The 12,020-nt window shown below is 57.6% G+C and carries 12 protein-coding genes and 2 pseudogenes; 9 read left to right on the forward strand and 5 right to left on the reverse strand.

The features are described from left to right. Nucleotides 1-280 precede the first annotated feature (280 nt). The 3 genes from E0L29_RS08925 to E0L29_RS08935 all read right to left on the reverse strand — a co-directional run bounded on the left by E0L29_RS08925 (nucleotide 281) and on the right by E0L29_RS08935 (nucleotide 1,764). Nucleotides 281-1,069 (reverse strand): metallophosphoesterase, encoded by a 789-nt coding sequence (locus tag E0L29_RS08925; protein WP_131357920.1) that lies wholly within the window; start codon nucleotides 1,067-1,069, stop codon nucleotides 281-283. A 119-nt stretch (nucleotides 1,070-1,188) separates the two neighbouring features. Beyond that, nucleotides 1,189-1,515 (reverse strand): DNA-binding transcriptional regulator, encoded by a 327-nt coding sequence (locus tag E0L29_RS08930; RefSeq protein ID WP_131357923.1) that lies wholly within the window; start codon nucleotides 1,513-1,515, stop codon nucleotides 1,189-1,191. A 6-nt stretch (nucleotides 1,516-1,521) separates the two neighbouring features. Next, the gene (locus E0L29_RS08935; protein ID WP_131357926.1) at nucleotides 1,522-1,764 is read right to left on the reverse strand and encodes a type II toxin-antitoxin system RelE/ParE family toxin; all 243 of its coding nucleotides are present in this window, start codon (nucleotides 1,762-1,764) and stop codon (nucleotides 1,522-1,524) included. Between the two features lie 98 nt (nucleotides 1,765-1,862). Between E0L29_RS08935 and E0L29_RS11640 the strand changes: the two are divergent. Then, nucleotides 1,863-1,982: pseudogene (locus E0L29_RS11640) on the forward strand (IS3 family transposase); the annotation flags it as partial. Between the two features lie 32 nt (nucleotides 1,983-2,014). On the opposite strand, the gene E0L29_RS11645 reads toward E0L29_RS11640, so the two are convergent. Continuing rightward, complete coding sequence (locus E0L29_RS11645; RefSeq protein WP_242664346.1) at nucleotides 2,015-3,178, reverse strand: ABC transporter substrate-binding protein; 1,164 nt, start codon at nucleotides 3,176-3,178, stop codon at nucleotides 2,015-2,017. Nucleotides 3,179-3,237: 59 nt separating this feature from the next. Further along, nucleotides 3,238-3,783: pseudogene (locus E0L29_RS11745) on the reverse strand (radical SAM protein); the annotation flags it as partial. A 273-nt stretch (nucleotides 3,784-4,056) separates the two neighbouring features. Between E0L29_RS11745 and E0L29_RS08945 the strand changes: the two are divergent. From E0L29_RS08945 to E0L29_RS08980, 8 genes are all read left to right on the forward strand, one after another. Then, the gene (locus E0L29_RS08945; protein ID WP_131357929.1) at nucleotides 4,057-4,851 is read left to right on the forward strand and encodes an SAM-dependent methyltransferase; all 795 of its coding nucleotides are present in this window, start codon (nucleotides 4,057-4,059) and stop codon (nucleotides 4,849-4,851) included. Between the two features lie 54 nt (nucleotides 4,852-4,905). Next, the gene (locus E0L29_RS08950) at nucleotides 4,906-6,900 is read left to right on the forward strand and encodes a TonB-dependent receptor (RefSeq protein ID WP_131357932.1); all 1,995 of its coding nucleotides are present in this window, start codon (nucleotides 4,906-4,908) and stop codon (nucleotides 6,898-6,900) included. Between the two features lie 67 nt (nucleotides 6,901-6,967). Further along, a complete protein-coding gene (locus E0L29_RS08955; RefSeq protein ID WP_131357935.1) occupies nucleotides 6,968-7,966 on the forward strand; it encodes an iron ABC transporter permease in 999 nt (332 codons plus the stop codon). Continuing rightward, the gene (locus E0L29_RS08960; protein WP_131357938.1) at nucleotides 7,957-8,757 is read left to right on the forward strand and encodes an ABC transporter ATP-binding protein; all 801 of its coding nucleotides are present in this window, start codon (nucleotides 7,957-7,959) and stop codon (nucleotides 8,755-8,757) included. Before E0L29_RS08955 ends, E0L29_RS08960 begins: the two co-directional genes overlap by 10 nt. A 27-nt stretch (nucleotides 8,758-8,784) precedes the next feature. Continuing rightward, nucleotides 8,785-9,408 carry a class I SAM-dependent methyltransferase gene (locus E0L29_RS08965; RefSeq protein WP_242664347.1) on the forward strand — a complete coding sequence of 208 codons (624 nt, stop codon included), beginning with the start codon at nucleotides 8,785-8,787 and terminating at the stop codon, nucleotides 9,406-9,408. Beyond that, complete coding sequence (locus E0L29_RS08970) at nucleotides 9,405-10,487, forward strand: ABC transporter substrate-binding protein (RefSeq protein WP_131357944.1); 1,083 nt, start codon at nucleotides 9,405-9,407, stop codon at nucleotides 10,485-10,487. The genes E0L29_RS08965 and E0L29_RS08970 overlap by 4 nt, the downstream gene beginning before the upstream one ends. A gap of 215 nt (nucleotides 10,488-10,702) precedes the next feature. Continuing rightward, nucleotides 10,703-11,083, forward strand: a complete 381-nt coding sequence (locus tag E0L29_RS08975; protein WP_131357947.1) for a hypothetical protein — start codon at nucleotides 10,703-10,705, stop codon at nucleotides 11,081-11,083. An 11-nt stretch (nucleotides 11,084-11,094) separates the two neighbouring features. Further along, nucleotides 11,095-12,018, forward strand: coding sequence for a LysR family transcriptional regulator (locus tag E0L29_RS08980; protein WP_131357950.1), 924 nt, complete (start codon nucleotides 11,095-11,097; stop codon nucleotides 12,016-12,018). The last annotated feature ends 2 nt before the right edge of the window (nucleotides 12,019-12,020 follow it).

Here is a 12,020-nt window from a genome sequence, read left to right on the forward strand (position 1 = left end):
GCATGATATATCATTCCATCATGCATGAGGCTGGCTTGGGTATTGATTGTGTCGCCGAAGGCCCGGGACGCCCTGTCGAAAAGGGGAACGCTGTCTTGATTGGCACCTCTTGCCGGCGGTTTGATCCGGATGACTCTCTCTGGCCCGATTGAATCGGGTGCGGCCCATGATGAGGCTCATGATCAGGCCCATGATCAGGCCCATGACCTGAGCGCTTCCGGGGGCAAATCCATGCCGGCCCGTGCCGATGGTTTTCAGCGCACGCCGCCGTGTTTCGGGCTTACGGCAGACAGAGCGTTTTAAGGGGGTCGAACCCGTTGCCCGATTCATGGGGATAGCCTTTCGGGTTGCAGACCACCCTGGTCTGGCCGATGTGGTACTCCATGGCGGTATGGCAGTGGCCGCAGATCCAGCAGGCGATCCTGCGCTCCAGTATCTCCTTTTCGAGATCGGAGACATAGGCCGCATTGAGCGGATCGTTCCTGTACATGGGCGCTATTCCCTGCAGCGAGGGGTGGTGGTGGGTCACCACCGCCACCGTGTAGCCGAGCTTCGCGTACGAGTCGACATCCTCGAACAGCTGCCGTTTCTGGCGGTAGTGCAGGGAGAGCAGGTATTCCGGCCTCAGCCGACGGTAGTCGGCTCCCACCCTGATCAGGCGATAGTCGTTCAGCCCCTGGCCGACGTCGAACATGGCGATCGGGTTGGCGCCGAAATAGTCGGTCCAGAGGGTCGTGCCGACGATGGCGATCTTCTCCTCCTCGATGATCAGCCTGTCGGTACGGACGTTCTCGAGCCTGTGTTCACGGGCGGCGTTCCTGTAGGAGTGCTTCTCGATGTTGCCGTGGTACCACTCGTGGTTGCCTTCGACGAGGAACACGCTCCTGAAGCGCGCGGCGCACTCCCCGACGAATCCGAGCCACGTCCGCGTCCTGTTGAGCTGGCCGATGTCGCCGGCAAGGATGAGCATGGACTCTCCGTCTTCGGGAAGCTCCGGCACCCGGTAGTCCTCTCCGTAACTCTCTCGGTGGAACTCGTTGTGGATGTCGGACATGATTCTCAGGCGCATCGTCTCTCCTGTGGCTTGTTTTTGCAGTATAGCAAATACTTTCGCCAATGGTGACGCCTGCGTCCATGTATGGTGGGCGCACCGCTGCCGCCTGCGGGGTGGCGGCGCTCCCCGTGACCCTACCAGGCAATCGCTCCCAATCCCTTGCGCTTCACCAGAGAAAGCAATTTCATGGATGGTTCGGCAGGCTTCTTCTCCCCACGTTCCCATTGGCTGATGGACTCTTTCGTCACGTTCAGGTAGCGGGCGAAAACAACCCGGCTCACCTCTTCCCGGTCTCGTAATACCCTGATTTCTTCGGGGGTGAACTGGTGAACAGGAATCAGGCACGATCCATCAAACCGGAGCATGGTCTGCTTGCCGACAGCTCCCGCTTCGTGCATATCGGAAACGGCCTGATGGATCGACGCAAAGGCGTCGCCCTTATGAATCCTTGCTTTTTTCATCACGCTTTATAGGCACAAAGGCCCCCTCGTTTGATTACCGTCTGAAGAGTGGTTTCTGACAGTGACCGATCTGTAGTCGCCGGATTTCCCCTCATCGGGGCGTGCAATTCGCTGCTTGATAACCCCACCCCCATAATCGGCATCAATCAAGCCTCGTTCAGCAGCATCGATTGCCTCCGGTAACGCACTATCCGAAATGCCCTCATGCTTGGCAAACTTGTTGAACCACTTGTTCTTGAAAATCTCCACGCTCGGTTCGCTGGTGGTTTCGTCTCTTATTCAACACTCGATATATAGTACTTGGTTTTATGTGCCAGGTAAGGCGGACGGTATTACATCTGGAGATGGCTGTCCTGCATCGGCAGCCACCGGAAGGAGTCCTTTTCCATTCTGATCGTGGCGTGCAACATGCCAGCAAATCCTTCAGGAAGAAACTCTCCGAGTACGGAATGATTCAAAGCATGAGCGACAAGGTATACGCTAATGCTGTCTTTCTGGCTCATGACACTGTTTGCCACCACCGACTGGGTTTTGCGAACGACCGGTTGATGTCGGCCAGGCAGAACTCCATGCCGTAAAATTTTCTGTAGAAGGCTTTCGCTTCGGTTTCAATGTCGAAGCTGAATGTTTCGGGGTGCAGGCAGTTTGCGATGTACATCAGCCCAAGTATCCATCTGGGGCTCCCGAAGTCGGTGCAGGGGATTGGGGGCGTGTGGATGCGGCTCTTCGTCACGGCTTCGGCCGTGATGCCCAGCTCAGTGCAGGAACGGTAGAACTCGTCGAGCGGGCTTTGCATGAATGATGATATGAAGATGATTTCTGGATTGTGCTCGTTCACCTGTTCCGGGCTGACTTTCATGCCCGGTCGGCCAGTGCCGGCCAAAGCCTTGTTGATGCTCGTTCCTCCTGCCAATTCAACAAGCGTATTCTCGAGCCTCTGGTATTCCAGCGAGAAGAGGGGCGTTCCCATCACGTAATAGGTTCTCGGCTTCTTCTCTGTTCTCCTGGCCTTTTCCCGGATATCCTCAACGCGTTCACGCAGGTAGGCTAGGAGTTCTTCCGCTTCTTGTTCCCTCCGGGTCAGGGTGGCGAAGTGGCGTATGCTCCCGGCATATTTCTGAAAGTCCTGGATGTTGCCGTGCAGTTTCTGCCGGCCGTCTTTCTGCAACACGCTTTCCCAGCATTTGACGATTGATTTCCTGTCCCTGACGCCGATGGCCGCAAGGGTGCCTTCGATGATCTCGAGCGCGCGGGTGAACGGATAGCCGCCTTCGAAGTCGTTTTCGTCGAAGGTCCGTGCAGCAACGCTCCCCGTGACGGGCAGCTGATGGCCGCATTTCGGACACCGATTTTCGTTTGCCTTGATTGCCGACCGCCGGAGTTTCGAACCCATGGGCCCGTAAAAATCGCGTTCGTAGATGAGCTCCCCGCATTTGGGGCAGTAGGTGTTGATGCAATTCGTGCCCGGAGAGTTGAAGAGGTAGGTGTAGTGCAGGATGTCCAGCGTTTTTTTCTGGGCCTGTTCGGATTCCCGTATCGAGGGTTCTTCTGCGATGCTGGCCCGATCGAGCGGGAGATTTGCAGCGGAATCTCCTTCGAGATCCCTGCAATGGCCGAGGCGATATCCAGGAGCTTCCTGTCTTCTCCTTTCTTGTGTATGCACGCCACTTCGACATGGATTCCCTGGTCGTGGAAATAACGGATGTTCCTCATGACGGGTTTGTGGCCGGCGACTCCGCATCTGCTGTAGTCGGTATCGGTCAGCCCTTTTACTCCGACGTTGATGAAGTCGAGGTAGGGGGCGATCCGGCCTGCTGATCGTTCAGTGAAATAGCCGTTCGACGAACATCCGACAAGCAGCGCGTGCTTTTTTGCCGTTCTTGCGGTTTCAAGGAAGCTGTAATAGGACGCGAGCGGATCGTTCATCATGAATACTATCCCGTCGCATTCCTCGGCCAGCGCTTTCTGAACCACCTGCAGGGGCGTCAGTTTCCTGAGTGCCCTGCTGTTCGAGTCCATTTCCCTGGCTACGACGGTTGCCACGCAGCCGGGGCAGTCGAAATTGCATCCGGTGGTGCTGATCTGCAGGAATTTCGATTTCGGGTGGAAGTGCAGAACCGGAATCGTTTCGGCGGAGATGGGGCAGGCGATAAGGTAGCTGTCGGGGTGGAGTTCCCTGATCGTGCCGCGGTCGTTCATGTATCGGCCGCATGCGCCGGTTTCGGACTCAGGGATGATGCATCTCTTTTCACAGATCGGGCATCGCATGGTTTCGTCCTTTTTTCGTTTTGATTTTGTCCGGGTTGCCGTTATCGTTATATACTTAGTTTTATAGCGATATTCCTGCGCATATCCGCGTTTTTTTTATTGGGCCTTTTTTCTTTCATGGCCTTACTTGATAAGACGTTTTTGTTGTTTATCCTAAAATATTTGGATCTTCCGATGGGGAGGGCTACCTTGCATCATGCGCCGAGGGTCGTTTCCCGGCTTTTTGGACGCTCTGCGTTATGTTTCTTGATAAATAACGATTCGGGGGGGGGGATGGTAGCAAGGGAACTGTATCCGGTCTCTATCGTAGGGACCGGGCCTGGAAATACGGATTTTCTTGCCGTCAGGGCGGCCCGCGTCATTCGTTCTGCGGATGTCGTCCTCTATGACTGCAAGACCGCAAGCCTTGCGCTCAGCCTTGCTGATGCAAAGGCGACGATACGCTATGTGGAGCGTCCCGCAGGAGGGTGTGTTCCGGGTGAACTGTCGGAAATGCTTCGCATTGTCCGGGATTTCCATTATGAAGGCCTTCGGGTCGTCAGGCTGAAAGTGGGGGATCCCACGCTTTTTGCCGGGGAGGTCGACGAGTGCCGGTTCCTCGGGGAGATGGCCATCCCCTATGAGATCATCCCCGGCATTACGCCGGCAGCATCCGCAGCAGCAACATATGCGATTCCGACCAGCCTCAAGTGCCGGACGAACGCCGTCATCTCCCTTATCGTCAATTCGCTCGGGGAGGGTGAGGCCGAAATCCGTGATGCGCTGCGAATGCTGCGCCACGGTGCAACGCTTGTCCTGTACATGGTGGGTCCGAATCTTGAAAAGGTCATGCATCTCATGATCGAGGCGGAGGGCAATCCGGCTACGCCTGTCGTGGCGGTGAGCAAGTCGGGATGGCCGGATGAGGCCATGGTATCTGCCAGTATCGGCACTGTTGCGGCCTCCATAGCAGAGCGGGGGCTCAAGGAGCCTATCATCTATTTCATCGGCAGCCACATCGAGGTCCGGTCCGTGCGAACCGGTTCTGCCCTGGCGTTTGTCTCCGGAACGGCCAGCGGTTGCCTGTGAATTTTTTTTCTCAGGCGATATGTAGTTCTTGATATAACGAAAACCATGCCCCCTATGAAAACGAGAACCTTCAGACAAACGGCCCTGCTGGTCATGCTGTTGGCCATCCCCGCCATCGCATCCGCAGAAGATGCCGCGTCGGAACCGACGCTTGCCGATGCCGGGGTTTTTACCGCAGGCGAAATCACCGTTACCGGCCAGCGTGAGCTGACAAGCCAGACGGTTACAGCCGAGGAGATGGCGGCACTAGACCGCCAGAATCTCGCTTCCGTGGTCAACATCCTGCCGGGAGTGAACCTCGGCAATGCCGGATCGCGCAATGAAGGCCTCATTTATGTGAGGGGATTCGATATCCGACAGGTTCCCATCTATCTCGATGGCGTTCCCCTCTATGTTCCCTATGACGGCTATATCGATCCCAACCGGTTCACGACGTTCGATCTTTCGGGGGTGACGGTTTCGAAAGGCTACACCTCGGTGCTCTACGGGCCGAATACGCTCGGCGGCGCGATCAACATGGTCAGCAAGAAGCCTGAAAAGTCGTTTGAGGCGACCATGCAGGGAGGTATGACATATGGCGACGACCAGATTGCCTCGACTTTTGGTTCGATCAATGCCGGTTCCAACCTGGGAAACTGGTACGTGCAGGCCGGCATTTCGAACATCGACAGGAATTTCGTTCCCATGTCGGACGAGTTCGTTCCGACAGCGACCGAGGACGGAGGGCGGCGTGACAACTCGGGTACGGAGGATTTCAAGGGCTCGATCAAGGTCGGCTACACGCCGAACGACACTGACGAGTACGCCGTTTCCTTCAGCGGACAGCATTCGGTAAAGGGCGTGCCGGTCTATACGGGAAATCAGTCGATCACCCCACGCTACTGGCGCTATACCGACTGGGACAAGGCCAGCCTCTATTACATCGGCAAGACGGCTGTCGGGGTGAAGAGCTATCTGAAGACGCGGGCATTTTACGATGGATACTATAATGTTCTCAAGAGTTATGACGATGCCACCTATACTGCTCAAACAAAAAAATATGCCTTTACGAGCATTTATGACGACAAGACGTTCGGGGGGTCGGTAGAGTTCGGAACGGACATCGGCGGCGGCAATACGCTTAAAGTGGCCGTGCATGACAAGTATGATATGCACCGTTCCTACAATGTCGGTGATCCGGCGACTGAGATGGCGGACAATACCTTTTCGCTGGCGACTGAGAACAGTTGGAAGGCTGCCGGCAACCTGACCGTGGTCGCGGGAGTGCGGCAGGACTTCCGTACCACCCTCAAGGCGGAGGATTCGGAGCATAACAATGCATCATTTGAGCTCGACGACAACCAGGCAACGAATTGCCAGCTCGCCCTTGTTGGAAAGATTGACGAACGACAGAAGCTGACGGCCTATGTTTCCAGGAGCACCCGGTTCCCGACCTTGAAAGACCGCTATTCCTACAAGCTCGGCACGGCAGAGCCAAACCCGGACCTCGATCCTGAGCAGAGCTGGAACTACGGTCTTGACTATGTGCTTACGCCATCAGTTGGTCTTCAGCTTTCAGCGTCAATCTATCAAAGCAGGCTGAGTGACGTTATCCAGCAGGTCAACATAACGTCGGATGTCTCACAATATCAGAATACCGGCAAGGCCACGTTCACTGGATTCGAATGTGCTGCGGACTGGCAGGCTGCGGACTGGCTGAAGGCCTATACAGGGTACAGCTACATCGACCGGCAGAACGACAGCAATCCCGATCTGTATTTCACCGATGTTCCCAGGCACAAGCTGAACGGGTACCTCCGGTTCACGGTGGCCAGGGATGCCTGGGCCATGGTGGAAGGGGAGTACAATACCAAGCGGTACAGTACGAGCGATGGCCTCTATACGGCCTCGCCCTACGGATTGCTCAACCTTCGGGTGCATGCGCCGCTGGTTTCCTCCCTTTCGATGCAGGCTTCCGTCGAGAACCTCTTTGACAGGATGTACGAGGTGTCGGAAGGCTATCCGGAGCCCGGCCGGACGTTTGTCATGTCGCTTTCGTATTCGTTGTAACCGTTTTCCGAACAATGTGCCCGGTCACCGCTCATGAGCGGCTGCCGGGCATGCATGAATCGTGTGGATGAAGACAACCGCTGCAGTACTGGGCGGACTGGCCGTATTGCTGGCCGCTGGCCTGTTCTCGCTGTTCCTCGGCCGGTATCCGGCAGGGGTTCATGACCTGCTCGTTTTTTTGCTGACCGGCAGGTATGACGATCCGAACCTGCCCCTTGTAATCACCGGCATAAGGCTGCCCCGCCTGCTTGCGGCAATGGCCGTCGGCGGCGCCCTGGCTCTTTCCGGAGCGGCCTATCAGGGGATGTTTCGCAATCCGATGGTCAGCCCGGGCATTCTGGGAGTCAGTTCGGGCGCAGGGTTCGGTGCGGCTATGGCTATCCTGTTTTCGCTGCCGGCGGCGGGGGTGCAGCTCTTTTCATTTGCTGGCGGGCTTGCGGCGGTGCTTTCGGCCGTTGCCATCAGCCGTTCAATACGCGGCGGGCATGATCCGCTGCTGGTGCTCGTGCTTTCGGGCATCATCATCTCATCGTTTTTCGGCGCCCTGCTTTCGATTCTCAAGTACCTGGCCGATCCGGACGACAAGCTGCCGGCTATCGTATACTGGCTGATGGGAAGCCTTGCCGACGTCCGTATGGGCGATCTGGCCGTCGTTCTTCCGCTGGTTGCCGTGGGCGCCGTTCCGCTCCTCTTCTCCGGCTGGCGCCTTAATGTGCTTTCCTTCGGCGAAGACGAGGCCCGCTCGCTCGGGGTGCATACCGGAAGGCTCCGGATGCTGGTGATCCTGTGTGCGACGCTGGTCGATGCGAGCATTATTTCCATCAGCGGCATCATCGGCTGGGTCGGGCTCGTTGTTCCCCATATCGCCCGGTTCGCCGTTGGTCCCGACCACAGGCGCCTGCTTCCGGTGTCGTTTCTTTTCGGAGCCGTGTTCATGGTGCTGGTCGACAACCTTGCCCGAAGCATGGCGTCGGTGGAGGTTCCCGTGGGAATCGTCACGGCGATTGTCGGCGCTCCGTTTTTCATCGTGTTCCTCAAACGTTCACAGGCAAGGCCATGGCAGTAACCGGGGGAGAGGCGGTGCTCGAAGTCCGGGGCGCTGATATGGGATACGGGGGGAAGGCCGTGCTCCGTAATGTCAGTTTCTCCTTGAACCAGGGCGAAATCCTGAGTCTGCTGGGGCCGAACGGCGTCGGGAAGACGACCCTTTTCAAGTCTGTCATGGGCTTCATTCCGCTGCTTTCCGGCAGCCTGATTCTCGGGGGGAGGGATATCGGGCGCCTGAAGCCGAGGGATATCGCCCGGATTGCGGCGTATGTCCCCCAGTCGCACGGGACCCCCTTTCCGTACAAGGTTGAGGATGTGGTGCTGTTCGGCCGGACGGCCCATCTGGGGCCACTTTCATCACCGAGCCGGCAGGACAGGATGATCGCGGCCGGGTGCCTCGAGCGCCTCGGTGCGGGCCATCTTTCCGGCCGCACGTTTACCGAGCTCAGCGGCGGGGAGCGCCAGATGGTCATCATCGCCAGAGCACTGGCGCAGGAGGCCCGCTTCATCATCCTTGACGAGCCCACCTCGAGCCTCGATTACGGCAACCAGGTGCGGATTATCAGGAAGCTCCGAGAACTGCGGCTCCATTCGGTTGCTGTCCTGATGTCGACCCACCATCCCGACCATGCGTTCATGCTCGGCTCGAAGGTGCTGGTGATGAAGGAGAACCGGCAGCTCCGCTGCGGCAGTCCGGATTCGGTCCTGACGGGTGAAACGCTGCACAGCCTCTATGGGGTCGAGGTCGACGTGGTCAGCTTTTCTTCCGGAGGCGGTCCCGAGAGGAAGGTTTGTGCCCCTATACTCTGAACAATAAAGAAACGAAACCGCATGGTCATGAACGCAGATGAATTCAACGAGAAATTCATGAAAGGGCGCTTCAGGAAGATCTACCCGGCCATAGCCGAACAGATCGTCCAGTGGAGCGGAAAGGAGGGCGGCCTTTGCATCGATCTTGGAGGCGGGCCCGGCATGCTGGGTATCTCCGTCGCGCTCATCACGAAGATGCATGTGGTGGTCTGCGATCCGCTGAAGGAGTGCATTGATCTGGCCATGGAGAACATCCGGGACCATGGCCTCCAGTTTCGTGTGACGGCTGTCAGCGGCAAAGCCGAGGCGATGCCCTTTTCGGACTCCGTCGCAGACTTGGTGGTCAGCAGGGGATCGATTTTTTTCTGGGACGACCAGCCTAAAGGGCTTTCCGAGGTCTACCGGGTTCTCAAACCCGGAGGCCATGCCGTCATCGGGGGCGGGTTCGGGAGCGTCGCGCTCCTGCAGGAGATACGCGAGGCCATGGCTGATGAACCCGATTGGGAGGCCAGGCGCAGGGAACGGGTCGAAAAGAATCCTCCGGCCCGGTTCGAAGCAATCCTCAAAGATCTGGCAATACCCGGCTTCATAGATCAGACCGAGGCCGGAACCTGGATTCACATGCGCAAAGATCCAGGGAGGGCAGCATGATGGAGGGAGTCATTAGACTGCATGTCCTGCGCTGGCGCCTTTTTGTACCGCTGCTGTTCTTGCTGCTGGCTTCGTGTTACCAGAAGGCGGAGCCTCCTGCCGACGCTTCGCGGACGGTCACCGACATGGCGGGCCGCACGCTGCCGGTGCCTGATCGGATTGAACGGGTCTACGTCAACCGGCCCGGAAGCGTGCTGATGTATGCCATGGCTCCCGACTTGCTTGTGAACCGTCCTTTTCGACATTCTCCGGCGGAGCAGGAGTTCCTTCTGGATTCGTATAACGGGCTTCCCTATGTCGACGGCTCTGCAGAGGAGATTATCCGGCTGCACCCCGACGTCATCGTCTCGGTTTTCAGCATCAATGCGGCATCGATCGAAGCCGCCGACAAGCTTTCAGCAAAAACCGGGGTGCCGGTCTTCATGCTTCCTATGGCCGTGGAGGACTATCCTCGGGTATTCCGCCTTCTTGGCGAGCTGCTGGATCGCCGTGAGCAGGCCGAAAGGATGACAGGCTTTGTCCGCCAATGGCTGAATCCCCTTATGGCGCGTGCGAAGGCCATTCCAGATTCCCTCAGGAAACGGGTGTACTATGCCGAAGGGGACCGGGGCCTGCACACCGATCCTTCCGGTTCATTCCATAGCAGGGCCATTGCCGATGCCGGCGGCGTTAACGTTGCCGATGTCAAGGTGATGCCCGGGGTGGGGCTGAGTCCTGTCTCCATGGAGCAGGTTCTGCGGTGGGATCCTGATGTCGTCCTGGTATGGACGGGCATGGGGGGGAAGATGACGACGATGGAACATATCGGAAGCGACCCGCTCTGGTCAAGAGCTCGCGCAGTGCGTGACGGGCACCTGTACCAGATTCCCTTCCTTCCGTTCGGATGGTTTGACCGCCCCCCGGGGGTCAACCGCATCCTCGGTACCATCTGGGCGGCAGAAATGCTCTATCCGGACCGGTTTGCCATTGACCTCGACAAGGCAACGGGGGAGTTTTTCAGGATCTTCTACCATCGCAATCTGGACGACGGGGAACTGAAGCGGCTCCTGCATCCGGAGTCAGCACCGCCTGGCAGGTAGTAACGGCAATTTTTTCAACGCAATATTCTCATATACTTATCATGGCGACATTTTATTTCTTCCGGCGTTTCGTCCCGTGTGCAGTCTTTGTTTGTGCGCTGCTATCGGGTATTGCCGTTTCTTCCTCATCGGCGGCAACTCCCGAACATCGTGCCATTGCCGTAACAGGGATGGTACTCCATCCATTCGTTGTTGATGCAAAGGGTATCCGGGCCATGCGTGTCGTTGAAAACGAGAACACGGCCATCGTCTGTGATTCGGGGCAGACGAAGCACCGGTACAGGACGTTCAGGGGGGTCCTGCTGAAGGATTTCATCGATTCAGCCGGGGTGGATATGCCTAACCCGAGACGTCGTGGCGAGTATTATGTGCTGGTGCGCTCAACGGATGACTATAATGTGATCTTCGCCTATAACGAACTCTATTATGGGCCGGCTGGCGAGCACACCTGGGTGGTGTTCGAGACGGACGGGGAGCCCCTTGGTGAAAATGGCCCGTTTTTGCTGCTTACCGCCGGCGACCGGGTCACCGGCCCCCGCTACGTCAAGTGCGTGAATGCCGTCGAGGTATCGAAGGTTGCCGTTCCGGCTCCCTGAGCTTTCCTGTTATGCTTGATTACCGTTTTGAGGTATTCGCCGCTGCAGCGCGCAAACTCAGCTTCACCAGGGCAGCGGCAGAGCTGTGTATTACCCAGCCTGCGGTTTCGAAGCATATCAGGGAACTCGAGCGCACGCTCAAGGTTCAGCTGTTCGAGCGGAAGGGGAATGCGATCGTGCTCAGCGAGCCGGGAAAACTTGTGCTGCGCTATGCTGAATCGGCACGGAATCTTTCCCGTGAAATGCACTCCTGCCTCGGCCGATACCAGCGGGAGGATTCCGGTATACTTGCCCTGGGGGCGAGTTCGACAGTCGCCCAGTATGTGCTCCCTCCCGTGCTCGCCCGGTTCCGCCAGGCCTTTCCCCAAATCCGGCTGAAGATGGCGACCGGCAATACCGGACAGATCGAGCGGATGCTGCTGGACCAGGAAATCGGAATCGGCGTGGTTGAAGGCGCTTTCCGGCGCAGCGAAATCCGGTATACCCCTTATACGAAGGATGAAATCGTTCTTGTCGTCCGAACTGATTGCCGGCTTGCTGCAGGCGGAGAGGTCCTGCTTGAGCAGCTCAAAACCCTTCCCCTGCTTTTGCGGGAACAAGGTTCCGGGACGTTGCAGGTAATCGAGCGTTCGCTGCGTGAAGCGGGGTTGAGGCTCGGCGAACTTTCCGTTGAAATGTCCCTGGGCTGCACCGAGGCCATGAAGTCCTATCTCCTCAATGCCGACTGCCTGGCGTTCATTTCCCGCCATGCAGTCGCCAGGGAGCTGGCAGAGGGACGCCTGAGGATTGTCAGAGTGAGGGGCATCGGCCTGTATCGGCAGCTCTATTTCGTGACCCCGCAGGGAAGGAGCGGAGGGCTTGAGGTCCGGTTCATGGAGTTTGCGCTTGCAGCCGATGCTGGATGCCATCGCTCTCCCGTCCCCTCGATAACCTGAGG

The sequence above is a fragment of the Chlorobium sp. N1 genome (assembly GCF_004332115.1).
Lineage (GTDB): Bacteria > Bacteroidota > Chlorobiia > Chlorobiales > Chlorobiaceae > Chlorobium.